Origin of the sequence: Streptomyces sp. NPDC048111 (assembly GCF_043202815.1) — a bacterium.
Taxonomy (GTDB): Bacteria; Actinomycetota; Actinomycetes; order Streptomycetales; family Streptomycetaceae; genus Streptomyces.
Window position 1 is genome coordinate 73,614 of record NZ_JBIDBD010000024.1, and the last position, 23,836, is coordinate 97,449.

Genomic DNA, 23,836 nt, shown 5'->3' on the forward strand with positions numbered 1-23,836 from the left:
CGTCCCGTCACCCGTTCGCGTGGCCGGGCGGGCGGCGGCGGCCGTACATTCGGATCATGCCGATACGCGCCCGCGGCGGGCGCGGGGCCCGGTGCCCGGCGTTGCTCGCCGCGCTGATGCTCGTGGTGACGGCGGCCCTGTACGCGACGGGGGCGCCGGCCCGTGCGGACGGGGCCCGGGCCGGGGTGGCGGTGCGGGCCGGCGCGGGGTCGGGTGGCTGGACCGGTACGTGGTATTCCGCTCCGGTGGTTGGGTGGGGGCCGCAGGACGGCGCCGTGGGGGTCGGGAGCGCGGGGGCCGGATGGGCTGCGGGAGCCGTGCGGGGCGCGGGGACCCTGGGCGTCGCCGGCACCGCCCGCACCGTACGCAATGTCGTGCACACGACGCTGGGCGGGAGCAGGGCCCGGGTGACCGTCTCGAACCTGTTCGGGAACACCCCGCTCGACCTGCGCCACGCGACCCTCGCGACCGCGGCGGACCCGTCCGGGACGATGCGGACGCTGACCTTCCAGGGCCTGATGCGGCTCCAGGTCCCGGCAGGCCGGGAGGCGGTGAGCGACCCGCTGGCGTTCGCGGTGCCGGAGGCGGCGGACCTGTACGTGACGGTGTACGCGGCGGGCCCCGTCACCGTGCACCCCCAGGCACAGCAGACCTCGTACGTGACGGTCGGCGAGACGGACCGCGCCGCGGACCCCGGGGTGTTCCCGGGGACGACCGGGGCGTGGCAGTACGTGACGGCGGTGGATGTGGGCGGGGTGGCGGGTGGGCCGACTGTTGATGGCCCGGGTCCGGGGCCGGCGGCCGGCGCGGTGGTCGTGTTCGGCGACTCGATCACGGAGGGCGTCGGCTCGACACCGGACGCGAACCACCGCTGGACCGATGTCTTGGCGGACCGCCTCAGGGCAGCTGAGGGTGCGGGGGCGGCGCCGCGAGCGGGGGAGAGGCCGCCCCGAACGGGCGGGTCCACCCCGACCCGGGCCGGCGAGAGCGTCGTCCGCGCCACCGAGGGTGTTCCGGGCGAGGCCACGGAGCCGGGGCCTGGCGCGGGCGAGGCCATGGCGCTCGGGCCTGGGGCGGGCGCACTCCGCGCCACCGAGGGCACCTTCCGCACCGCCGAGACTGCTCCCCGCGCCGTCCTGAACGCCGGCATCGGCGGAAACGGCCTGCTCAGCAGCTTGACGGGCCCGAGCGGCCTGGACCGTTTCGAGCGGGACGCCCTGGAGCGGCCCGGGGTGCGGACGGTCATCGTGGAGCTGGGCATCAACGACCTGCTGAGCGGCGAGCAGCGGAACGCGGAGGCGCTGCTGTCCGGCATGCGGGAACTGGTACGCCGAGGCCATGCCCACGGCGTACGCGTCCTGGGGACGACGCTGACGCCGTGCGGAGGGTACGGGCCGTGCACGGCGCGGGTGCGGGAGGCGAGGGAGCGGGTGAACGCGGCGCTGCGCGGGGGCGGGATTTACGACGCCCTGGTGGACGCGGACCGCACGCTGCGCGCCCCGAACGCGCCGCAGGAGCTGCGTGCCGCGTACGACTCGGGGGATGGGCTGCATCCGGGGGATGCGGGGTATGGGGCGCTGGGGGCGGCACTGAACTTGGGAGCCCTGTAACCGTGCGGCCCGCGCGCCAGGGTTCGGCCGACCGACACCGAGAAGGCATCTCTTGCAGCAGGGCCGGGTGCGGCAACCGGAAGGCGCTGAGGGTGGGGGCCGAGCAGGGCGCCGCGGGAGAGGAGAGGCCACCGGAGAGGTCACCGAACCCCAAACCACCCCAAACCGCCCCCAAATGACCCCGAACCGAACCCGAACTCTCCCCTCCCGCCGGGTGCACGACCGCCGCGAGCGAACCACGCCATACGGCTCTGCCAGTCCCTGTCGTCCGTACGGCGAAGGCGGCCATGCACCCGACCACTGCGGGGAGTTGCCCAGAGGTACGGCCCGGCAAGGGGCCGCGTTCAAAGGCGCCCCAAACTTTCTGCGAGTGCTCCGCCTACTCGCCGGAACCCCGGGTGACGACCCAGGAGGCGAGGGCGACGGCCCCGGCGACGCCGAACACGGAGGGCCAGGCGCCGACCTTCTTGGCGAGCGGGTGCGAGCCGGCGAACGCGGCGACGTAGGCGGTGGTCAGACCGACGGCCGCCTTGGTCCCGGCCGCCTGCTGCCACTGCCGAGCCGCGAGCGCCCCGGCCCCCGCGAGCGCCACCCCACCAAGCGCCCGCTTCCTGCTCCACCGAGCCACCCCATACCCCCCGACAAGCCCACCGGCCGCGACAAGAGTTCCGGGCACCTTCGCCATGGTCTGCCTCCAAGAGTCCGATTTCCTCGAGGCTAACGCGGGGGCGGGGCGGGGTTTCGAGGGGGTCATGGGCCCTGAGTGCCCATCCTCACAGGGCATCGAGTTGGATGGCTCGCACGAAGACAGCCCAGGGGGAAGCTCCGAACGATATGCGCGGTCCATCGGGCCGTTTTGAGTCGCGTACCGCCGTCCGAGTAAGGACACGTGCGGTCTCCACACACTCCGTACCGCTACCACCGCTGTACGAGGATTTCACCCAGCGGATGTCGTAGTCATTCATCAAAGCTCCCTGCGGGCCCGATCGAGGAGCGCGGCTGACGTCTCGATGTCCAACGCCTGAGCGCTCAGATACTGGAACGCCAACCTATAGCGCTCCAACTCTTCAGGCTTCTCCATGAACAGGCCGCCACCGATGATGTCCACGTACACGACGTCGAGTTCGGGCGTGGGCCCGCCCAGGATCACGAAGCTACCAACCGCGGCGGCATGCGCGCCTTGCATGAACGGCAGTACCTGAACGGTCACTTGGGGCTGTCTGGACTGTGTGTGCAGGTGATCCAACTGCTCGCGCATGACGTCTCTTCCCCCGACCATGCGGCGGATGACCGCTTCATCGACCACGGCCCAGATGTGCGGAGCGTCTTCACGGATGAGGAGTTCTTGGCGCTTCATGCGGATGTCCACCATGTGCGCGATCTCCTGCTCGGTGCAGCGCATTTCCGAGGCGCGGTGGACGGCCTCGGCGTACGCACGTGTCTGAAGTAGCCCAGGAACGTACATACATGCGTAGTGATCTTCCCGTACTACCTCGTCTTCCAGGGTCAACATCAAGTTCATTGACTCCGGGACCGGGTCGGCAAGCGAGCGCCACCAGCCTTGGATCTTGGCGCCCTTCGCCAGTTCGACGAGGGCGGTTCGCTCCTCCTTCGAGGCGCCGTACTCGCGACAAAGGGCGTCCACCGCGGGCCATTTAACCGGGCCCTCCTTGGTTTCATAGCGACTCAGGGTGGCCTTGGAAACCCCGACGAGGGCACCAGCCTCCTCCAGCGTGAGCCCCTTGCGCTCGCGCAGTCGGCGTAGGTCGGCGCCAAGCTGGCGCCTGCGAGTGGTCGGTCCAACCGCCATGGTGACAGCCCTTCTTGTCGATCTACCTGAGCCTGCCTGGTCGACCGAGTACGAGACAAGGCGGCGCACGCCTAGGGCGCGCAGGGAGGAGCTACGCCTCCACATCTCCCTTGTGAGAGTTCCATATTGAGAGTTCCGCTGCCACCCTGGAGAGGTGTCGCGACATAGGGAACGATCCGTCCTGGGAGTGAGGCGTAGTTGTCATGAACGGATGTCGCTTCGGCATCGATCGCAAAGCGTGGGTTCTACCGTTCCTGGCCGAGGCTTGCGAACTCGCCGGCCTGAGACGTGTGGTGCGTCTACACCTGGCCATATGGGGGCTGTCGCATGTCGTCGAATCGGCGCAGCTTTGCGTCACTGAGTTGGCCGCCAACGTCATCACCCACGTCGGGCCCGGAACCCCGACGACGTTGACCGTATCCATGCACGGCAGTCGGCTACGCATCGAGGTCGCCGACCCTGACACCCGGGCATTGCCGACCCTGCTGTCGGCCAATGCACATGACGACTCGGGAAGGGGGATGGTGCTCGTCGAAGCGATTGCGGAGCGGTGGGGAGTGATCCTTCGAGAGGACACGAAGGTCACGTGGTGTGAACTGGCTACGGGGCTACGATCTGCGGACGATCACGTCAACGATCCCCAAGTAGTGCGTGCAGAGGCGTTGTTGACCACCTACTGGCTCGACGGGCAGATGCATCCGGCGCCTGAAAGGCGGATGATGACACCGCTCCTGGCCATGGAGGAGGTGACGGTTAACGTGATCGTCGACCTCCTCCGATGGCTGAGTGTGCACGGCCGCGATTGCGAGGCAGTCATCGACAAGGCTTGGGGGCACTTCGAGCAGGGGGCGAAATCACCTTAAGGCATGTGAATTTTGGGTTTACTCGTTTCAAATCCATCGCCATCGGGCCAGATTACCTGTGCAGCCACCTCTGCGGTGTGGCACAGCTTGAGGAGATCGGCGCGTGGCTTCGAGGGAAGGAGTAGCGCGATATCCGGCCTAGGCGTCAAGTGCCTGCGGTAGTCGAAGAGTTGACCTATCGCCATGCGAATTGCTTCGCGCGTCACGTTCGCTTTGGCTTCGATGAGCAGCTGGTTCGTGACATCGAAGAGGTCGGTGTAGAGCGCTTCCAGTTCACCTTCGGGCACAATCTTCTTCCGAGTGACGTCGTGGCCACGCGATTCCAAGTAGCGGCGGTAGGCTTTGACGAGCTTGGCCTCGCGACGCTCGGACTGCCTCGACTTACCGCTGGGGCTCACCGTCATGTGTTCAACATTATGCTTTTCGACGTCGACATCCACCACGGTTGTGAAAGCAGCGGGGCTAGGCGCGAGAGCGGTCTTTGGTTTCGGCGGCGCCTTGTCGACGGGACGCAGGCGAAACATGATGACGGTACGGATCACGCCGTCAGTGCCAGGCGCATCGGTAGTGTAGTGAGGTTCTTCTTCGTCGAGAACGAACTCGCCCAAGCGAGTTACTACGCCCTTGGCCGTGGACTTGAATAGCTGGAGCGAACGTTTCTGCTGCTGATGATCAAGGATGTCCGAGTTGCCGCCAGTCATCTCTTGGTCGCCGTAACGGCCTTCGCCGCAGTAGTGATAGCAGCCATCTTCGCCCCACCCGTCGTAGTAGCCATAGGCGCCGGCTCGTGCCGGGTTGGAAAAGAGGAAGAGGTACGGGGGTTCCTTCGGGCGACTGATTCCTTTCTGTCGATTCCCGCCGTGCTTGTCATGGATTTTTGTGCGTCTGACCTCTGCGCCTATAGCCGCTATGTCCACTATGTGTCTCCCCGTGGTTGTGATCGTCAAGATATGAACTGCCATAACGCAGCCATGGTTCCCAAGTCAACGCCCGAGATTGCAGCCCCCGTCAGCCGGTTGCGATCACCGAGTACGTCAACACGTCGACTGGAAGCTCATGGGCAAGCTGCCAGGTGATCGCCATGGGCTTGCTCCCCTGATGGTTGACGTAGTGGGCTGGCCCCAGCAACATCCACGGCTGAGCCCCTCCGATGTCGGTGCTTTTGTAGCGGCGGATGAAAAGGAGGACATGGCTGCCCTCCTTCAGATGGTTTTGGTAGCGCATGCCGGTACGTGACGACTCTGACGTCTGGTTTTGGGACTCCCAGTGGAAGAGCGTCTCGCTCAACGCGTAGTCGTGGTAGCGCGTTTGGGGCGAGAAGTCCTTCTCGTCCTTCTCGCGCGTGATGAGCAGTGCGTCCGTCCTTGTGGACTCGCACCACCTCACACCCTCGCGGAAGTGAGCTGGCATGAAGCCGCCGATTTCTGACTGGCCGAGGGCGGGCAGGATCTCTTCGCGCGTGTATGACGCGTGCACGGTGAGTGGGAGGTCGGCCTGATCGCCTTGAAGTGGCACCGGGACGTGTTCCGTGCGCGCCAAGTTATAAGCGAGGACTTGCCTCAGTTCCTCGCGGGCCGAGGGCTGTTCAGCAAGTGAGGCGAAGGCCTCGTCGTAGCTTGTGAAGTCGCCACCTAGGGGCCACAAAGAGAAGAAGAGCATGCGGGCGTACCCCTGCCCTTGCGTGCTGAGCTCCCTGTAAGCGGGTGGTCGGTCTGCCAGGAGACGAGAGTAGGCGGCCACCCGTAGGGGGTCGTCTACGTGGAGGAAAGACGGCACGCGCTTGAGGAGCGCCGTCTCCCCGTCGGTGCGAGGGGTGGTCAGGAATTGGGCGCGGCGCAGCAGGCCGGTCCAAGAGTTGCCGCCACGGTAGATTTCCTTGAGCTCACGGCCGCTCTCCTTCAGGTAAGCGCTCAGACGAGGTTCGCCGTATGCCGCAACTTCGCGCGCCAAGGTAGCGACGTTGACGCCCAGTTGCGCTTTGATGTTCTCGATGACGACCCGTTTTGCCTTGGGCTCCAGGATGATCTGGCAACCAGACGGGAGCTGCGGAAAGTCGTTCTCGATGTGATGCAGGAGTCGTCTCCGAGTCAGGTTTGTCAAGGCTCGAAACTGATTCTCGAAGCGGAACTCCTTGCGATGCTGCCCAATGAAGTCCAGAACTGTGAGCACGGCTTTGCCTTCGCTCCGACGCAGGCCTCGACCGAGTTGCTGAAGAAAGACTGTCGCGCTGGCAGTGGGGCGCAAGAGCAGAAGTGTGTCGACGTCAGGGATGTCCAAGCCCTCGTTGAAGAGGTCTACGGAGAAGATCACCTGGAGGGTGCCTGCCTTCAGGTCGACCAGCGCTCGCTTGCGCTCATCTGGCGCTGTCTCACCGGACAGGGCTACGGCGTTCAAGCCGGCCCGCTGGAAGTACTCGGCCATGTAGTGCGCGTGGGCGACCGAGACGCAAAAACCTAAGGCCCGCATGGTAGCGCAGTCGGTTACCTTGTCTTCGACCGCTTTCATCACTAGGCGGGCCCTGGCGTCATTTCCGGTGAGGATGTTGTTCAGGGCGGCCGTGTCGTAGGCACCGCGTTTCCAGGCCACAGCGGACAAATCAGTGTTGTCACTGATCCCGAAGTAGTGGAAAGGGCTGAGGAGATCGTTCTCTAGTGCCTCCCACAAGCGCAGCTCGGCCGCGATACGACCGTCGAAGAACTCGTCCTGAATGTTCTTGCCGTCCATGCGTTCCGGCGTCGCGGTCAAGCCCAGGAGTTCGGTGGGACGGAAATGGTCCAGGATCTTGCGGTACGTCGGAGAGGTGCCGTGATGGAACTCGTCAATGACGATGATGTCGAAGTGGTCCGGAGCGAGCCGATCTAGAGCACGCGCGTTGAGGGACTGCACACTCGCGAAGACATGGCTCCAACGCTCGGGGATCTCCCCGGTGAAGAGCAGCTCGCCGAAGTCGGCATCGACAAGAACGTCCTGGTACGTGCGCAACGACTGTTGCAGGATCTCCTTGCGGTGAGCGACGAAGAGGAGACGTGCATCGCGGCCTAGCTTCTGGCGCAGATGTTTGTAGTCCAGGGCGGCCATCACCGTCTTGCCGGTCCCCGTAGCCGCGACCAGGAGATTGTGATGCCGATCGCGGACGGTTCGCTCGACTTCAAGGCGTTCCAGCATGTCCCGTTGGTGTGGGTACGGCCGGACTTCCAGGCCCGACAGCTGGAGCGAGGGGCGCTCGGCACCGCTCGTTCGTCCTGATGCCCGGCTCAAAGCCTCGTCAAGTCGAGCGCCGTCCTGGACAGGGTCGTACAGCTCGAAGGTCGGGTCGTTCCAGTACGAGGTGAACGTGGCATCGAACTTGCGCAAGACATCGGGGGTGGCGACGGACGACAGGCGTACGTTCCATTCCAGTCCGTCCAGAAGAGCTGCCTTGGAAAGGTTCGAGCTACCGACGTAGGCAGTGTCGTACCCACTATTGCGTCGGAAGAGCCACGCCTTCGCATGGAGGCGGGTGGACCGAAGTTCGTAACTCACTCTCACCTCGGCGTTGAACTCCTTGACCAATCGGTCAAGGGCCCGCCGCTCCGTGGCGCCGATGTAGGTAGTGGTGATCACTCGAATCGGTACGCCACGGGCATGGGCTGCTTTAAGGGACTGCTCCAACACCCTCAAACCGTGCCACTTCACGAAAGCGCAGAGAAGGTCCACTCGATCGGCGGTGGCGAGCTCGGCTCGAAGTTCAAAGCCCAGATTAGGGTCGTCCGGCGCGTTGGTGATCAGCGCGGTATCGGAGAGAGGGGTGGCGGGTCGAAGCGTATAGACGCCGGGTGCCTCGGGCTCTGCAACGGCCAGCAACTGACGTGGCCCATCGGCCACGAGGTCTACCCACTCCCGCGCGCCGTCCAATGTGCTCATGGATTCAAGGATGTGGTTGGCGGCATGCACGCGCTCTGCCGCCGGCAGGCGATGGAGCACCTGCCGCACGGTGTCAGCGATGTGGCGAGCAAGTACGTGAGGTGCCGAGTCAGCGCCGACCTCGGCATCGATAGTCCGCCAGCCGCTTCCATCCAGTGCCTTGAGCTGCTCGGTGAGGCGCAGAGTGACGAGCTGTTCGTACAGGCCGGTGATGGGCTGCCCCGGATCGACGGTGTTAGTCACGCTGCGTCCCTCCCGTGAACTGTCACCCCAAGTGAAGCAGAGGCCACTGACAATCCACGTCACCCGAGAGGGTCAAGCCGCCCCATGGCAGTCCCCGTAATTGACCCCCGACCCGCACCAGCAGTCCGCCCCCCGCCCCGGGGGCCAGGAGACGGCTCGGCCTCGGGCGGCCAGGGTGGTGGTGTATTGGGGGAGGAGGTCCGCGTTGGCGGGGGAGGAGGACTCCGAGGCGGCGAAGGCCTCGTAGGAGGGGACCGTGGCCGTCACGATGCCCAGGTTCGGGGTGCCGGCCGCGGCCAGTTCGCGCAGGGAGGCCTCGATGTCCAGCAAGTGGGCGGTGTGCGTGGGGTATTCGGACTGGAGCTCCGGGTACGCCGTGAGGAGCTCGTCCAGTTCCGGCTCCGGCCAGTGCAGGACCGCCACCGGGAACGGGCGGGACAGGGCGACGCGGTAGTTGCCCAACTCCGCGCGCAGGCGCGCCAGTTCGGCCTGGAGCTCGGCCGGGTCCTCGGAGCCGAGGGACCACAGGCGCTTGGGGTCGTGGAGTTCGTCCAGGGAGATCGGCGCGGTGTGCAGCTCGTCGGCCAGGTCGTCCCAGGAGTCGTGCGGCAGCGCCAGCAGGCGGCGCACCCGGTGGCGGGTGGCGAGCAGGGACTGGGTGCTGTACGGGAGGGCCGCCCGGTCGATGGTCGCCTCGCCCACGCCCAGCAGGGTCAGCGCCGTGGTGAGGGAGGCGTGCGCCAGGTCCAGCTCGTCGTGGGACTCCAGCGTCTCCGCGACGACCCCCCACGCCGCCGGGTCCAGCGGGGCCGCCGACCGGATGCCCTCGATGATGGCGCGGGCCTCCGGCTCGTGGCCGTACTCCCACAGGTTCGCCGCCTTGAACGCCTTCACCAGATGGGGGCGGTCCAGTTTCGCGGACAGCAGGCGGTCGTAGAGCGTGGTGGCCCGGGGGCGGTCGCCGGAGAGCTCCAGATGGGCGGCGGCGCGAAGGAGCAGCGGCTCGTGGTCCTCCGGGTACTGGGCCGCTGTGCGCAGCAGACGCTCGGCTTCGGCGGTGTGATCGGCAGGCGTGTCGGGGCGCATGAGGGACACCGTACTGCTGTACGGGGGCCCGGCGGAGGGCGCTTTTGACGCTGGTGGGTCGCGTCCGTCACGTTGTGGGCCTGGTGAGTTGCGGTTCACACACCTACCCTGCGCCCGTGCGCACAGGGATGCCGGTGAGGGTGCAGGGCGGGCGCGCGCGGCGCGCGTGGGCGGCCCGGGGGCTGTGGGCCGGGGCCGAGCTCGCCGTGACGTGCGGGCTGCTCGTGCTGCTGCTCGTCGCGCACCAGTTGTGGTGGACCAACCGTGAGGCCCGCGCCGAGGCCGGGCGTACGGTCCATTCCCTGGAGGCGCAGTGGGGGAGCGCGGACAGGGAGGGCGCTGGGGGTGCGGGGGGCGCCGCCGGGGCCGGGCCCGAGGAGGACGTCGCCGTCGACGGGGATCCCGCGGGCGCCGGGCCCGCCGAGGCCGGCGGCGCGGCCACGCGGGGCTCCGCCCGGACGGGTGCGCCGCCCGCGGACCTCGCGTACGCCGTCATCCGGATACCGCGGATCGGGGTCACCGCGCCCATCGCGCAAGGGATCAGCAAGGCCGGGGTCCTCGACAAGGGGTACGTCGGGCACTACGCGGGGACCGCGCAGCCGGGGCAGACCGGCAACTTCGCGCTCGCCGGGCACCGCAACACCCATGGCGAGCCGTTCCGGTACATCAACCGGCTGCGGCCCGGCGACAGCGTCGTGGTCGAGACGCGCGACACCGTCTATACGTACGTGGTCGATTCCGTACTGCCGCAGACCTCGGCGCGGGACGGCGGGACCATAGCCTCCGTGCCCCGGAGCGGTGTCAAGCCCTCGTACGGGTACAGCGAGCCCGATCGGTTCATCACGCTCACCACCTGCACGCCGGAGTACACCTCCACCTACCGGCTCGTCGTGTGGGGGAAGTTGAGGGGGAGCCGCCCGCGTTAGCGTGACCGGATGCGTCGTCGTCGAATTCATCTGCTGTGGCTCGGGGTGCCCTATCTGCTGTACCTCGGAGCACTGCCCTTCGTGAACCGGGTGCGGCCCGTCGTGCTCGGGCTGCCCTTCCTCTTCTTCTGGCTGCTCCTCGCGACGCTGGTCACCCCCCTCGCCATCTGGCTCGCCTGGCGGGCCGACCGCCGGGACGCCCGTCGGGGCGCCCGCCCGGGAAGCGCCCGATGAGCGGGGCCGCGGTCGCCACGTCCGTCTTCGGGGTCTTCATGGTGGCCACCGTCGCGCTCGGGCTCTTCGCGGTACGCGGCCGGGGCGGCGGGGCCGGCGGGCTCGCCGAGTGGTCGGTCGGCGGGCGGAGCCTGGGCACCGTGTTCATCTGGGTGCTGATGGCGGGCGAGAGCTATACGAGTTTCAGCTATCTGGGCGCCGCGGGCTGGGGCTACAACTACGGCGCACCCGTGCTGTATGTGGTCGCCTACATGTCGTGCGGCTACGCCGTGGGCTATGTGGTCGGACCCATGTTGTGGGCGTACGCGAAGAGGCACGGACTGGTGGGGATCACCGACATGGTGGCCCACCGCTACGGGCGGCCGTGGGTGGGCGCGCTCGTGGCGCTGCTCGCCACCGTCTTCCTGCTGCCGTACATCCAGTTGCAGATCACCGGCATGGGTGTGGTCGTCTCGACCATCTCCTATGGCGCGATCTCGCTCAACTGGGCCTATTTCATTGCCTTCGCGGTCACCACGGGGTTCGTGGTGGTGAGCGGACTGCGCGGCAGCGCCTGGGTGTCCGTGCTCAAGGACGTACTCGTCATCGCCACCCTGGCGTTCCTAGCGATCTATGTGCCGCTGCACTACTTCGACGGGTACGGAGACTTCCTCGACCGGGTCGTACGCGAGAAGAGCGACTGGCTCACGTTGCCGGGCCACGGCGGAACCTTTGGACAGGCGTGGTTCGCCACCACCTCCGTGCTCAACTCCCTGACCGTCGTCATCTTCCCGACCACGGTGGCCGGTTACCTCGGCGCCCGCAGCGCGGACGCCCTGCGGCGCAACGCCATGCTGCTGCCCGCCTACAACGTGCTGCTCTTCGTGCCGATGCTCCTCGGCATGGCCGCGATCTTCGTGGTGCCGGGGCTCGCCGGGGCGGACTCCAATCTCGCCCTGTTCAAGCTGGTCGTCGACTCGCTGCCCCCGTGGAGCGTGGGGCTCATCGGAGTGGCCGCGGCCCTGTCCTCCATCGTGCCGATGGCGGTGTTCATGCTGGTCATCGGCACGATGTGGGGACGCAGCGTGCTCTCGCTCATGCCCCGGCTGCGGGAGCGCCAGAAGGCCGCGTCCCAGGTCGTGGTGGTCGTCGCGGGGGCGCTGGCCCTGCTCATGACGTACACCGTGCCCAACACGCTCGTACGCCTCTCGCTCATCTCGTACGAGGGGATGGCGCAGCTGCTGCCGATGCTGCTTCTGGGCCTCGTGTGGCGGAGGTTGACCCTGGCGGGCGGGCTCGCGGGGCTCGTGGTGGGGGTCGCGACGGTGTGCGGGTTCGTGTTCAGCGACCACGATCCGGTGTGGGGGGTCAACGCCGGGATCATCGCCCTCGGCGTCAACCTCCTTGTGGCGCTTGCCGTTTCCCTACTCGGTCCGCGGGGAGAGCCGGTCGCGGACGACGTGCTTGCCCGCGATCCCCTTCCTGAGGGCCCCGGCGAGGAGGAGCCGGCCGCGTCGTCCCCCGGCCGGTGAGCGCGCCGCCGGGCACTCCCGCGGTGGGGCGCCGGGGGAGCCCGGCACCGGTCGTCGAGGCGCCGGCTCCCACCCGGGGGAGGCCGTCCCTACGCGCGTGAGCGCAGCACCACCGTCAGGGCCGTGGCCACGACGGCCAGGGCGGCCGAGACGACGACCACGGCGTCCGGGCCCGCCGGGGCCACCGCGATGGTCAGGGCGACTCCGGCCGACGAACCGATGTAGCGGGCCGTGTTGTTGGCGCCCGAGCCCATCGCGGCCCGCTCGGCCGGCACCGACTCGACGGCGAGCCGGGGCAGCGCCGCGTTCAGGAGGCCGCTGCCGATGCCGGCGAGCAGGAGGCCCGGGACGAGGTGCGGGAGGGGGCCGGAGGCGAGGGCGCCCGGCATCGTGAGCACGCCGGCCGCGTGCAGGACGAAGCCGATGGCGAGCTGGTGGCGGGCCGCGACCCGGCCCGCCAGGCGCCGGGACTGGAGGGCCACCACGAACGCCGAGCCCGACCACAGCACGAACAGCCAGGACGCGTTCATCGGTGAGGTGCCGAGCGAGTGGCTGAGCAGCGCGGGCAGATAGCTGAAGAACCCGATCACCGACAGGCCGGTGAACAGGGCGCCGGCCGAGGAGGCGAGGAAGTCGGCGCGGCGGAAGAGCGCCAGGTCGATCATGGGCGCGGCGGCCCGGCGCTCCACGGCCACGAAGACGGCGGTCAGGAGGACGGCGGCGACGAGCAGGCCGAGCACGGCCGGGCGCAGCCAGCCGTCGCGGCCCAGCGTCAGGGCGCCGATCAGGGACGTGAACGCGAGGCTGAGCGTGAGCGCGGCCGGGGCGTCGGGCCGCCCGCCGCGCGGGGCCCGCGACTCGCTCAGCGCGCGCACCGCGCAGGCCGCGGTGATCAGTGCCGGCACGGCCAGGACCCCGTACACCAGGCGCCAGTCGAGGGTGGCGAGGGCGCCCGCGAGGAGCGGGCCCACGGCGATGCCCCCGCTGACGAACGCGCCCCACACCCCGGTCGCCCGGATGCGGGCGGCGCCCTCGGGGAAGGCGGCGACCAGCAGGCCGAGGCTGCTGGCGAGCACGGCGGCGGACGCCATGCCCTGGGCGACCCGGGCCAGGGTGAAGGTCAGTGTGGTGGGGGCCAGGGCGCCGAGCGCCATGGTGAGGCCGAGGGCGAGGGTGCCGGCCAGGAAGACCCGGCGGCGGCCGTGGTCGTCGGCGAGGCTGCCCGCGATCAGCAGCAGCGCGGCCAGCCCGAGCGGGGCGCCGTTGAGCAGCCAGGCCTGGGCGGAGAGCGCGGTGTGGAACGACGCGGTCATGCCGGGCAGGGTCAGCATCGGGGCGGTGTAGTTCATCAGCGCGACGGCGGTGGCGGCGCTGGTGACGGCGAGGGTGGCGCCGGGGTGCGGGGACGCGGCCGGGGGAGCGCCGTCGGCGGCGGGGCCGGTCGCGACGGCCCGGGTGTCGGGGTCGGTGCGCGGGGTGCTGGTGGTGCGGCGTGCTGCCTGCGTCATGGCTTCCCTTACGGAGGCATGGATCCGGGGTGCGGGTGCGGGGCGGAGTCCGGGGCGGGACGGAGTCTGGGCGGGACGGACGGTTCGGCGGGCTCCGGGTCGGTGGTGCGGGCCCGGCTCGTGGTGCGGGTGCGGTTCGGGTTGCCGTTCCGCGCCCCGACTCGGTTCAGTCAACGAACCTGCCTGGTCCCGACCCTAGCACCGAAGGTTCGTTCAGTGAACCCGGGCGGTAGGCTGGGGCGTATGGCTCTCGGCAAGGACTACGACTACGCGGCACAGGAGTGCTCCATCGCCCGCGCCCTGGAGATCGTGGGCGAGCGCTGGACGCTGCTCGTCGTGCGGGACGCGCTGTACGGGGTGCGCCGCTACAACGACTTCCTGGTGCACCTCAAGATCCCGAGGGCCGTCCTCGCCGCTCGCCTCCAGTCGCTCACCGAGACCGGAATCCTGGAGAAGCGCCGCTATCAGGAGTCGCCGCCGCGCGACGAGTACGTGCCGACGGACCTCGGGCGGGCGCTGTGGCCGGCGCTGCGGGCGCTCGGGCTCTGGGGCCGGGCCTTCAACCCGGACGCGCGGCCGATGCGGACCTTCCACCACGCGGAGTGCGGGACCGAGCTCGGGGCGTACGGCGAATGCCGGGTCTGCGGGCGGGTCGTCGACCCCGCGGACGTCGAGATGCGGCCGGGGCCCGGGCTCGGGCCCGCCGAGGATCCGGTGAGCCGCGCGCTGCGGGAGCCGAGGCGGTTGTTGCAGCCGCTCGAACTCAAGCAGCCCTGAGCGGGCGGGCCCGGGCTTCCGGTGTCCGTGGCTGACGCGTTCCCGGGGGCGTCGTGTATAACGGCTGGAGGGAACGCGCGGCCCATCCGGCGGCGCGTCCACCAGTGAACCAGCGCGGAACCAACGGGCACCGACGAGCGGAGGAGGGTGGCATGAGCGGCGTCATTACGCGGTGCGCACGCCTGGCCCGGCCGCTGTTCGGTCTCCTGCTCTTCCTGCTCGCCCAGGCCGTCCTCGTCGAGGGCGGCATGCTCTCGGCCGCCGTCGCGCTCGCCGCGACCGCCGCCGCCGGATCCGCGCTCGCCGTGTGCGCGGCGCTCGCCTCGCGTGCCGTGCCGCAGGTGGCACGCACCCGGGTGCGTACCGCGATCCGCGACCGGGAACGGCGTACCGCCTTCCTGCCGCAGCGCGACCCGGACGCCTCCGGGCGGCCCCGTCCCCGAGCGCCCGGGGTTCTCGTCCCGACGGCCGCATAGGGCGCCTTTCCGGCTCCGCCCGTCGCGGCCCGTCACGCCGACCCGTACCTCCCGCACGTCATCGACGTTCCGTACACCCCGCGCAGCGCGTCCGGCGCAGGCGTCCCGTACGGCCAGGTCGTGCGGTCCACGTGTCTTTCCTGACGAGATGCCCCGGAGGGCTTCGCCATGTTCACCTCCCTCTTCAGCGCGGTCGCCGACCTCGCCGAGCACCTGGCCGACCTGCTCGAACCGGTCTTCCACGGCGCCTCCACGGCTGCCGCGATCGTGCTGTTCACCGCGCTGGTACGGCTTGCGGTGCACCCCTTGTCGCGGCAGGCGGCGCGCGGCCAGAAGGCGCAGGCCAGGCTGCGGCCGCAACTTGCGGCACTGCGCGAGAAGCACGGCAAGGACAGCAAGGCGCTCCAGAAGGCGATCATGGAACTCCATGCCGCCGAGAAGGTGTCGCCGTTCTCCGGCTGCCTGCCGAGCCTGCTCCAGATGCCGGCGTTCTTCCTGCTCTACCACCTGTTCTCCAGCGCGCGGATCGGCGGCGAGGCGAACGGGCTGCTCGGCCACACCCTGTTCCAGGCGCCGCTCGGTGGACGCTGGACGGACGCGCTCGGACACGGCGGGGTGTTCGGGGCGCAGGGTCTGGTCTACCTCGCGCTGTTCGCGATCGTCGCCGCCGTGGCCACCTTCAACTACCGGCGCACGAAGCGGCAGATGGCGGCCAACCCGGTCGTCGTGCCGGGTGCGCAGGAGGACGCGCCGACGGCCGCGGCGATGGGGGCGATGAACAAGTTCATGCCGCTGCTGTCGTTCGCCACGCTGTTCACCGTCGCCGTGGTGCCGCTGGCCGCCGCGCTCTACGTCGTGACCAGCACCACCTGGACCGCCGTCGAGCGGGCCTTCCTCTACCGCGACATGGTGCCCGCGCCGGCCGCACTGGCCGCCGCCGCATAGCACCCCCGACCCCGGTTACGGTCCAGTTTGTGAACGGGGTCTTGCGGACTGGACCTCTTCCTTGGAGGATCGGACGATCCTCCGATGGCCGCTACCCATCGGCCGGGCCCGGCTCGACCAAGGGAGACTGACCATGAAGCTGCTGCGCGTAGGCCAGGCCGGCGAAGAGCGTCCGGCGCTGCTCGACGCCGACGGAACCCTGCGGGACCTGTCCGGCCTCGTGCCGGACATCGACGGCGCGCTCCTCGCCGACGAGTCCGCGCTCGACCGCATCCGGGCCGCGGCCGACGCCGGCACGCTGCCCGCGCTCGACGACACCGGGGTGCGCGTCGGGCCTCCGGTGGGGCGCATCGGCAAGGTCGTGTGCATCGGGCTGAACTACCACGACCACGCCGAGGAGACCGGGGCGGCGATACCGGCCGAGCCCGTCGTCTTCTTCAAGGCGGCGGACACGGTCGTCGGCCCCCACGACACGGTGCTCGTGCCGCGCCGCTCGGTGAAGACGGACTGGGAGGTCGAGCTCGCCATCGTCATCGGACGCACCGCGCGGTACGTCGCCGACGACGAGGACCCGCTGGCGTACGTCGCGGGGTACGCGGTGTCGCACGACGTGTCCGAGCGCGAGTTCCAGATCGAGCGCGGCGGCACGTGGGACAAGGGCAAGAACTGCGAGACGTTCAACCCGCTGGGGCCGTGGCTGGTCACCCGGGACGAGGTCCCGGACCCGCAGGCGCTCTCGCTGCGGCTCTGGGTGAACGGCGAGCTCAAGCAGGACGGGTCCACGGCGCAGCAGATCTTTTCCGTGGCGGAGGTCGTGCGGTACGTCAGCCAGTTCATGACGCTGTACCCGGGTGACGTCATCAACACGGGCACGCCCGCGGGGGTGGCCATGGGGCAGCCCGAGCCCAAGCCGTACCTGCGGTCGGGGGACGTGGTGGAGCTGGAGGTGTCGGGTCTCGGGCGGCAGCGGCAGGCGTTCAAGGACGCGTAGCGCCCCGGGGGGAGTGGAGGGGCCCCGCGCCCCCTGCCCTCCGCCCCTCGCCGTCCACCCCACCGCCCCCGTTCGGCCCGCCGGGGTCGCCCCTCCGCCGGACGGGGGCGCCCCCGTGCGTGTCTCAAGGGAATTGCCGTCATAACTTCGCATATTGCGCATATGCGAAACACGCCAGGAATGCGGAAAAGGGCGGCCACCGCCTCGGTCGTCGTGGTGGGGGCGGCCGTCGTCGTCGGGGCGCTCGCCTCGCTCGGCTTCGCCGATCCGTTGCCGGACGGGCTCGGCCCCTGCAAGGGGAGCGGCTGCCCGGTCGTCCCGTATCCCGACCCCAACAACGGGGCCCTCGCCGGGCGGGACAACAACATCAACGTCTTCGTCGGCGGGGACTTCCTCGTGCGCCAGGCCGCCGCCGAGGCGGAGGGCAAGGTCGTCGTCCTGGGGAACTTCGACCAGCACAAGGCCACCGGCGTCTCCCAGGTCTACAACGTCGGCGTCGCCGGCGTCGGCTCGCGCGTCCCGCCGGACAACGGCACCGACTTCCTCACCGCGGGCAAGGACGTCACCGTCGCCACCGGCCAGCGCCTGCTCGCCGAGGAGGGCGCGACCCACGGCGACGTGCGGTACGGCGGGGCCCTCAACGGCACCGTCCGGCCGCGCGCCGTGCACGATCCCGGCGCCGCCGCGCCGTACGCCCACCTCCGGCCGGACCTCGCCGCGGCCAGCCGCTGTTACGCCTATGTCGACGGCAAACCGCGGCCCGCGACCGGCACCGCGCGCAACAACGGCAGCGAGACCGTGTTCACCGGGGACGGCACGTCCGCCCTCCAGGTGTTCACCGTGGACTTCGACCTCGCCGGCCGCTCGGGCGGCGCCCAGGGCTTCCGGTTCGACCGGATCCCCGACGGGGCCACGGTCCTGGTCAACCTCATCGGCGACGCCCGCGAGATCAACACCTATATGGGCATGCTCCCGGCCGCCCTCCGCGACCGGCTGCTCTGGAACTTCCCCGACGCCGAGGCGGTCCAGCTGCGCGGCAGCGGCCAGTTCTCCGGCAGCGTCCTCGTCGGCAACACGGGAAGTACGACGACGATCACGCTGCCGGGCGTCAACGGGCGCCTGTTCACGGTCGGTTCGCTGGTCCACACCTCGGTCGTGGGTGGCGGCGGCGGGCAGGAGATCCACGCCTACCCGTTCAACGGGGACCTCCCGCGCTGCCGGGGCGAGGAGCCCACGCCCACCCCGGAACCGCCCACGCCGGACCCCACCCCCGAGCCGCCCACGCCCGACCCGACCCCGGAGCCGCCCACCCCGGACCCGACGCCCACTCCTGAGCCTCCGACCCCCGAGCCCCCGACCCCGTCGCCCACCGACTCCGAGGAGACCACCACCGGCGGCACCGACGGCGGCACCGACGGCGGGAACGACGGGGGCACCACCGGCGGTCACACCAGCGGCGGCGGTGTCTCCGGCGGGTACGGGGACGACGGCGGGGGCGGCGAACTGCCCGACACCGGCACGCCGTCCGACACGATGATCCTCATCGGCGGACTCGCGGTCACCCTCGTCACGGCCGGCGGCATCACCTTCGCCGTCACCCGCAAGCCGAAGGGGCTGTGACGAGAGATCTCTGACGCGACGTCAGGCGCCTTGCTGTGCAGGGTCGTTGACCATCCGGGTCAGCGCCTCGGCCACCAGGGCGTGGTCCTCCGCCTGCGGGAGGCCTGACACCGTCACCGTGCCCACGACCCCGACGCCCTCGACCGCCACCGGGTACGAACCCCCGTGCGCGGCATGGGAGTCGGGGTCGAGGCGCGAGGACTCCTCGAAGGTCGTCCCCTTCGCGCGGAAGCGGGCGCCGACGAGGAACGAGGGGGCCGCGTAGCGTTCGGCCACCCGCCGCTTGCGGTCGATCCACGCGTCGTTGTCGGCGCTCGATCCGAGCAGGGCGCACCGGAACACCTGACGGGTGCCATGGCGTACGTCGATGACGACCGGGGCTCCGCGCTCGACGGCGAGCCCGCGCAGCAGCGTGCCGAGCCGCCACGCGTCCTCGTACGTGAAGTGGCGCAGCACCAGGCGCTGTTGCTCCGCCTCAAGGGCCTTCACCGGGTCCTCGGCCGCGGAGCCCTCCGCCGCCTCCGGGCGGGCGGCGGTGTCCCGCGCCCTCACAGCGCCAGCTCCACCGTCACGCCCTCGCGGGCCGAGCGGCGGGCCGCCTCCAGGACGTCGAGGGCCGCCGCCGCCTCGTCCGCGGTGACCGGCGGTTCGCCGCCCTCGCGCAGCGCCTTCTCGATGGCCCTGTAGTACGCGGGGTAGTCGCCCGGGACCGTCTCCAGCGGGTTGCCGCCGCCGCTCAGCGGGGACTCGCCGCAGCCGACCCGGCCCCACAGCGACGGGGCCTCAAGGCCCCAGGGCTCGCCGGAGGTGGGCCGCCGGCCCTCGCGCAGGGCCGCCTCCTGCGGGTCGAGCCCGTACTTCACAAAGCCGGCCGCCGAGCCCAACACCCGGAAGCGGGGGCCGAGTTGGGCGGTGGTGGCGCTGACGTACAGGTGGGAGCGGACCCCGCTCGCGTGGGTGATGGCGATGAAGGTGTCGTCGTCGGCCTGGGCGCCGGGGCGGCGCACGTCGGCCTCGGCGTAGACGCGCAGCGCGGGCCCGAACAGGACCAGCGCCTGGTCCACCACATGGCTGCCCAGGTCGTACAGGAGCCCGCCGATCTCGGCCGGGTCGCCCGACTCGCGCCAGCCGCCCTTGGGCTGCGGGCGCCAGCGCTCGAAGCGCGACTCGAAGCGCTGGACCTCGCCGAGGCCGCCCTCCGCGAGCAGCCCCTTGAGGGTCAGGAAGTCGTTGTCCCAGCGCCGGTTCTGGAAGACCGAGAGCAGCAGACCGCGGTCCTGCGCGAGCCGGGCCAGGTCGCGGGCCTCGTCCGCGGTGCCGGCGAGCGGCTTGTCGACCACGACCGGCAGGCCGGCCTTGAGCGCGCCGGTCGCGACCGGGACGTGCGTCTTGTTGGGCGAGGCGATCACCACGAGGTCGAGCCCGGCGTCGTACAGCTCCTCGGGCGAGTCCGCGAAGCGCAGCTCCTCGCCGTGCTCGGCGCGGGCCTGCGCGCGGCGCTCGGGGTTCGAGGTGACGACCGTGTCGAGCACCAGGCCCTCCGTCGCGGCGATCAGCGGCGCGTGGAAGACGGAGCCCGCGAGGCCGTAGCCCACGAGTCCCACGCGGAGGCCGTCGGTCGAAGAAGCGTTCCTGGGATTCCTGGGAGCCATCATGGCTTCCACTTAAGCAACGCTGTTGCCAAAGTGCAAGCAAGAGGGACAATGGGTCGGTGAACAGGAGCAATACGGGTGTGAACCTGCCGACGCTGCGCCACCACAACGCCGCGCTCGTGCTGGATCTGCTGCGATCGGCGGGCGGGGAGGGCATCAGCAGACTGGAGCTCGCCGAGCGCACCGGGCTCACCCCCCAGGCGGTCAGCAAGATCACCGGGCGGCTGCGGGACGAGGGGACGGCCACCGAGGCGGGCCGCCGCGCCTCCACCGGCGGCAAGCCGCGCACGGTGCTCAAGCTGGTGCCCTCCGCCGGGCACGCCATCGGACTGCACCTGGACCGGGACGAGCTGACCGCGGTCCTCGTCGACCTGGCGGGCACCCTGGTGGGCGCGCGGACCGTGCCGCTGGATCTCGGTGCCAAACCGGCGGCCGTGGTGGAGGCCGCCGCCACCGAGGCTGAGGCGCTGACCGGCGGGCGCCGGGTGCTCGGGGTGGGCGTCGCGATGCCGGGCCCGCTGGACCACACGGCCGGGGTGCTGCACCGCGTCACCGGCTTCCCGCACTGGAACGGGTTCCCGCTGCGCGACGCCCTCGCCGAGCGGCTCGGGCGGACGGTGGTCCTGGACAAGGACACCAACGCCGCCGCCCTCGGCCTCGCCCTGCGCACCGGCGGGCCGGCGGGCTCGTTCGCGTATCTGCATCTGGGCAGCGGTCTGGGCGCGGGTCTCGTGCTCGGCGGAGCGCTGCACCGCGGGGCCCGTACGGGTGCGGGCGAGTTCGGTCACCAGACGATCCTGCTCGGCGGGCCCGCCTGCGGCTGCGGCGGGCGGGGCTGCATCGAGGCGCTGTGCCTGACCTCGGTCGCCCGGGGCGACATCGCGGCGGCGGCGCGTTTCCTCGGGGTCGGCGCGGCGAACCTGGTCGGACTGCTCGACATCGACGCGGTGCTGCTCGGCGGACGTACGGTCACCGCCGACCAGGACACCTTCGTACGGGGCGTGGCCGCGGTCGTCGAGGAGCGGGCCCGGCGCGGGGGCGCTCCGGCGGTGCCGGTGCGGGCGGCGGCGGGGGGCCCGCACGCGGTCGCCGAGGGCGCGGCGCAGCTCGTGCTCGTCCCGGTGTTCGGCCGGGCGGGGGTGGCGTATCCGTAGGGAGGGGGCGGGCCGGTGGTGGGCCGGGCTGCGGTGGCGTATCCGTGGGGAGGGGCCGGGCCGGTGGTGGGTTGCGCGGCGGGCCGGACGGACCGGCGCCAGGGATGGGTCGCCGGCGATGGGCCGGGCGGGCCGGGATTCGCGGAACGTCCATACGATGGGCCGACATTGGGTTGATATTGGGCTGATGGGGCGGTCTTGGCGGCCTGCGGCGGGCGGCCCGGACGTGGCGTGCCGGGGGCGCGGGTGGCGCCGTGGCAGGCTCGCGGACTCACGGCCGGGCCCGACCGGAAGGCGCCGACTCCGGACGGGCGGCGGCCCCGGACCCCGAACGCCGCGAGCAGCAAAGGTCTCCCATGCGACTGCGCCCCGCCCTGGTCGCCACCGCGGTGGCTACCGCACTCAGCGCCCCCTTCGCCGCGGTGGCCGCGGCCGACGACGGCAGGCTCCCACCGGGCCGGCACGACCTCGCGCCGCGCAAGCCGGTCGTCGCCGCCGCGCCGGTCGCCCCGCCGGCCCCGTCGAAGCTGCCGCTCTGCGCGGGAACCGGCAGCGCGTTCCCGCTCGACACGAGGATCCACGGCGGGCCCGCGGAGTACCGGGCGGGCGACGGGCCGCAGGACTGGTACCTCGACCTCACCAACACCTCGCACGAGACCTGCGAGGGCATCCACCCCGTCCTCGTCCTGGTGGACCGCGACCGCACCCTGAAGAACACCCGGCTCACGATGGACTTCGAAGACCCCGCCACCGGCCGCAGACACCCCGTCACCTTCGTGAGCACGGACGAGGACGAGCACATCGGCGTCTTCGACGACGGCTTCCCCGGCTTCGCCATCGGCCCCGGCAAGACCCTCACGGTGCCGGTGCGCCTCGGCTTCACCGCGGACGCGGTGCCCGATCTGATCACCGCGAACGCGGCGATCGTGCAGCGCCGGGGGAGCGACGGGCAGTGGGTGGGGGAGTCCGGGGACTACCGCTTCGAGATCGTGCCGGAGGACGACCTGCTGGGCCGCCTGGACTCGGAGCTCGCGGCGACGGGCCGCGCGGGCGCGCTCACGGGCCTCGCGCTGACGGCGGCGGTGCTGCTGCTGGGCGGCGCGGGGCTGGTGGTGATGGTGCGGGGCGCACGGGGGCGGCGCCGCTGAGCCGCGGTGTTGCCGGGCCGCGGCGCCGTCCAGCGGCGAGGGCGGGCGGGGTGCACGGGGGTGGGGCTGGGCCGCGGGGACGGGCGCCCCGGGCGTTCATCCGGCCGTGCGAGCATCGACCCCGTGGACACCCCGAACGACTCGCTGCCCGGCTACCCCGAGAACCAGGCACCCGGCGCCCCCGTCCGCTCCGGCATCCCCGAGCACGGGCGCATCCCCAAGTACTACGCCGTGAAGGCCCACATCGCCCTGCTGGTGGACGAGTTGAGCGAGGGGGACGCGCTGCCGGCCGAGCGCGATCTGGCGCTGCGGTTCGAGGTCGCGCGCGAGACGGTGCGCCAGGCGCTGCGCGAGCTGCTCCTCGAAGGGCGGCTGCGACGGCAGGGGCGGGGCACCGTGGTGGCGGGCGCGAAGCTGGCGCAGCCGCTGTCGCTGGCGAGCTACACCGAGGGGGTGCGCCGTCAGGGCCGTACGCCGGGCCGCCACCTGATCGCCCTCGAACGCTTCCCGTGCCCGCCCGCGCTCGCCGCCGAGACCGGGCTCGAACGGGGGGAGCCGGTGTGGCACATGGAGCGGGTGCTGCTCGCGGACGACGAGCGGGTGGGGTTGGAGAGCACGTACGCGCCGGTGGCCCGGATGCCGCGCCTGGACGAGGAGTTCACGCCGGACTCCTCGTTCTACGGCTACCTGCGTGACCGGCTCGGGGTGACGCTCGGGGAGGTGGACGAACGCATCGAGACGGTGCTGGCGACTCCGCGGGAGGCGCTGCTCATCGGTACGCCTCCTGCGCTGCCGATGCTGCTGATCCATCGGGTTTCGCGGGATGGGGTGGGGGTGCCGTTGGAGCGGGTGCGCACCCTCTACCGAGGGGACCGCTTCTCCTTCACCACCCACCTGAACCACTGACCCCGTCCCTTTGCGCAGTTCCTCGCGCCCCTGGGGTCTGGGGGCCCGGGGTTTGCGGGGTTCCCCGCGCCCCTTGACCCCCCGTCCGTCTGCGGGCCGTGCTCGCTCCTGGCGCAGTTCCCCGCGCCCCTGGCAGGGCCGGTGCTGGGCGGCACGTGCGTCCCGGCCTGCCTTGCGCAGTTCCCCGCGCCCCCTTAACCCCCGTCCGTCTGCGGGTCGTGGTCGCTTTTCGCGCAGTTCCCCGCGCCCCTTAGCGGGGTTGGTGCGGGCCAGCACTGGGCACCTCAGCCTGCCCGAGGGACCTTCATCCGCGGGCCGTGGTCGCTTCTCGCGCAGTTCCCCGCGCCCCTAACAGCACCGGTGCCGACCCGCGCAGGCCACCTCAGCCCGTCCGGCGTTTGAGGACGAGCGCCGTTCAGGCGCGATAGGGGGGTGCAGGGGGCGCAGCCCCCGCCGGGGTCCGAGGGGCGGAG

The 23,836-nt window shown here is 70.8% G+C and carries 22 protein-coding genes; 13 read left to right on the top strand and 9 right to left on the bottom strand.

Going from position 1 to position 23,836, the window contains the following annotated elements; all coding sequences use genetic code 11:
• Positions 1-56 precede the first annotated feature (56 nt).
• Positions 57-1,610, top strand: coding sequence for a GDSL-type esterase/lipase family protein (locus tag ACGF3I_RS28005; RefSeq protein ID WP_393136686.1), 1,554 nt, complete (start codon positions 57-59; stop codon positions 1,608-1,610).
• Positions 1,611-1,989: 379 nt separating this feature from the next.
• Here ACGF3I_RS28005 and ACGF3I_RS28010 read toward each other — a convergent pair whose 3' ends face one another.
• The 3 genes from ACGF3I_RS28010 to ACGF3I_RS28020 all read right to left on the bottom strand — a co-directional run bounded on the left by ACGF3I_RS28010 (position 1,990) and on the right by ACGF3I_RS28020 (position 3,420).
• Positions 1,990-2,295, bottom strand: a complete 306-nt coding sequence (locus ACGF3I_RS28010; protein ID WP_393136689.1) for a hypothetical protein — start codon at positions 2,293-2,295, stop codon at positions 1,990-1,992.
• An 88-nt stretch (positions 2,296-2,383) separates the two neighbouring features.
• Entirely contained in the window at positions 2,384-2,575 is a 192-nt protein-coding gene (locus ACGF3I_RS28015) for a DUF397 domain-containing protein (protein WP_393136692.1), read from the bottom strand.
• Positions 2,575-3,420 (bottom strand): helix-turn-helix domain-containing protein, encoded by an 846-nt coding sequence (locus tag ACGF3I_RS28020; RefSeq protein WP_393136694.1) that lies wholly within the window; start codon positions 3,418-3,420, stop codon positions 2,575-2,577. The genes ACGF3I_RS28015 and ACGF3I_RS28020 overlap by 1 nt, the downstream gene beginning before the upstream one ends.
• Before the next feature lie 203 nt (positions 3,421-3,623).
• Here ACGF3I_RS28020 and ACGF3I_RS28025 point away from each other — a divergent pair, with 203 nt between their 5' ends.
• Positions 3,624-4,283 carry an ATP-binding protein gene (locus ACGF3I_RS28025; RefSeq protein ID WP_393136697.1) on the top strand — a complete coding sequence of 220 codons (660 nt, stop codon included), beginning with the start codon at positions 3,624-3,626 and terminating at the stop codon, positions 4,281-4,283.
• On the opposite strand, the gene ACGF3I_RS28030 is transcribed toward ACGF3I_RS28025, so the two are convergent.
• From ACGF3I_RS28030 to ACGF3I_RS28040, 3 genes are all read right to left on the bottom strand, one after another.
• Positions 4,280-5,200, bottom strand: a complete 921-nt coding sequence (locus ACGF3I_RS28030; protein WP_393136700.1) for a restriction endonuclease — start codon at positions 5,198-5,200, stop codon at positions 4,280-4,282. The genes ACGF3I_RS28025 and ACGF3I_RS28030 overlap by 4 nt on opposite strands.
• 91 nt (positions 5,201-5,291) lie before the next feature.
• Positions 5,292-8,429, bottom strand: coding sequence for a DUF3427 domain-containing protein (locus ACGF3I_RS28035; RefSeq protein WP_393136702.1), 3,138 nt, complete (start codon positions 8,427-8,429; stop codon positions 5,292-5,294).
• 72 nt (positions 8,430-8,501) lie between these two features.
• Positions 8,502-9,515, bottom strand: coding sequence for an SEC-C metal-binding domain-containing protein (locus ACGF3I_RS28040; protein ID WP_393136705.1), 1,014 nt, complete (start codon positions 9,513-9,515; stop codon positions 8,502-8,504).
• A gap of 128 nt (positions 9,516-9,643) precedes the next feature.
• Here ACGF3I_RS28040 and ACGF3I_RS28045 point away from each other — a divergent pair, with 128 nt between their 5' ends.
• From ACGF3I_RS28045 to ACGF3I_RS28055, 3 genes are read left to right on the top strand one after another with little or no spacing between them, the layout of a single operon-like run.
• Complete coding sequence (locus ACGF3I_RS28045; RefSeq protein ID WP_393136740.1) at positions 9,644-10,441, top strand: class E sortase; 798 nt, start codon at positions 9,644-9,646, stop codon at positions 10,439-10,441.
• A gap of 9 nt (positions 10,442-10,450) precedes the next feature.
• Positions 10,451-10,675 (top strand): DUF3311 domain-containing protein, encoded by a 225-nt coding sequence (locus ACGF3I_RS28050; RefSeq protein ID WP_393136708.1) that lies wholly within the window; start codon positions 10,451-10,453, stop codon positions 10,673-10,675.
• Positions 10,672-12,186, top strand: a complete 1,515-nt coding sequence (locus ACGF3I_RS28055) for a sodium:solute symporter (protein ID WP_393136709.1) — start codon at positions 10,672-10,674, stop codon at positions 12,184-12,186. Before ACGF3I_RS28050 ends, ACGF3I_RS28055 begins: the two co-directional genes overlap by 4 nt.
• Before the next feature lie 89 nt (positions 12,187-12,275).
• On the opposite strand, the gene ACGF3I_RS28060 is transcribed toward ACGF3I_RS28055, so the two are convergent.
• On the bottom strand, positions 12,276-13,694 hold the full coding sequence (locus ACGF3I_RS28060) for an MFS transporter (RefSeq protein ID WP_393136712.1): 1,419 nt from the start codon (positions 13,692-13,694) through the stop codon (positions 12,276-12,278).
• Positions 13,695-13,937: 243 nt separating this feature from the next.
• Between ACGF3I_RS28060 and ACGF3I_RS28065 the strand changes: the two genes are divergently transcribed.
• The 5 genes from ACGF3I_RS28065 (at position 13,938) to ACGF3I_RS28085 (ending at position 18,503) form a co-directional block, all read left to right on the top strand.
• Positions 13,938-14,471: a winged helix-turn-helix transcriptional regulator gene (locus tag ACGF3I_RS28065; protein ID WP_393136714.1), complete on the top strand. Its 534-nt coding sequence runs from the start codon at positions 13,938-13,940 to the stop codon at positions 14,469-14,471.
• Between the two features lie 152 nt (positions 14,472-14,623).
• Positions 14,624-14,947, top strand: coding sequence for a DUF6412 domain-containing protein (locus ACGF3I_RS28070; protein WP_393136716.1), 324 nt, complete (start codon positions 14,624-14,626; stop codon positions 14,945-14,947).
• Positions 14,948-15,115: 168 nt separating this feature from the next.
• A complete protein-coding gene (locus tag ACGF3I_RS28075; protein WP_393136718.1) occupies positions 15,116-15,892 on the top strand; it encodes a YidC/Oxa1 family membrane protein insertase in 777 nt (258 codons plus the stop codon).
• Between the two features lie 133 nt (positions 15,893-16,025).
• On the top strand, positions 16,026-16,883 hold the full coding sequence (locus tag ACGF3I_RS28080; protein ID WP_393136720.1) for a fumarylacetoacetate hydrolase family protein: 858 nt from the start codon (positions 16,026-16,028) through the stop codon (positions 16,881-16,883).
• Between the two features lie 162 nt (positions 16,884-17,045).
• Entirely contained in the window at positions 17,046-18,503 is a 1,458-nt protein-coding gene (locus ACGF3I_RS28085; protein WP_393136723.1) for a choice-of-anchor A family protein, read from the top strand.
• Between the two features lie 21 nt (positions 18,504-18,524).
• Here the strand turns inward: ACGF3I_RS28085 and ACGF3I_RS28090 are convergent, their stop codons facing one another.
• Positions 18,525-18,992: a heme-degrading domain-containing protein gene (locus ACGF3I_RS28090; RefSeq protein WP_393136742.1), complete on the bottom strand. Its 468-nt coding sequence runs from the start codon at positions 18,990-18,992 to the stop codon at positions 18,525-18,527.
• Positions 18,993-19,051: 59 nt separating this feature from the next.
• Entirely contained in the window at positions 19,052-20,155 is a 1,104-nt protein-coding gene (locus tag ACGF3I_RS28095) for a Gfo/Idh/MocA family oxidoreductase (protein WP_393136745.1), read from the bottom strand.
• A gap of 59 nt (positions 20,156-20,214) precedes the next feature.
• Between ACGF3I_RS28095 and ACGF3I_RS28100 the strand changes: the two genes are divergently transcribed.
• The 3 genes from ACGF3I_RS28100 to ACGF3I_RS28110 all read left to right on the top strand — a co-directional run bounded on the left by ACGF3I_RS28100 (position 20,215) and on the right by ACGF3I_RS28110 (position 23,363).
• Positions 20,215-21,309 (top strand): ROK family protein, encoded by a 1,095-nt coding sequence (locus tag ACGF3I_RS28100; RefSeq protein WP_393136726.1) that lies wholly within the window; start codon positions 20,215-20,217, stop codon positions 21,307-21,309.
• Between the two features lie 356 nt (positions 21,310-21,665).
• Entirely contained in the window at positions 21,666-22,457 is a 792-nt protein-coding gene (locus ACGF3I_RS28105) for a hypothetical protein (RefSeq protein WP_393136729.1), read from the top strand.
• A gap of 123 nt (positions 22,458-22,580) precedes the next feature.
• A complete protein-coding gene (locus ACGF3I_RS28110; protein ID WP_393136731.1) occupies positions 22,581-23,363 on the top strand; it encodes a GntR family transcriptional regulator in 783 nt (260 codons plus the stop codon).
• Positions 23,364-23,836 lie beyond the last annotated feature (473 nt).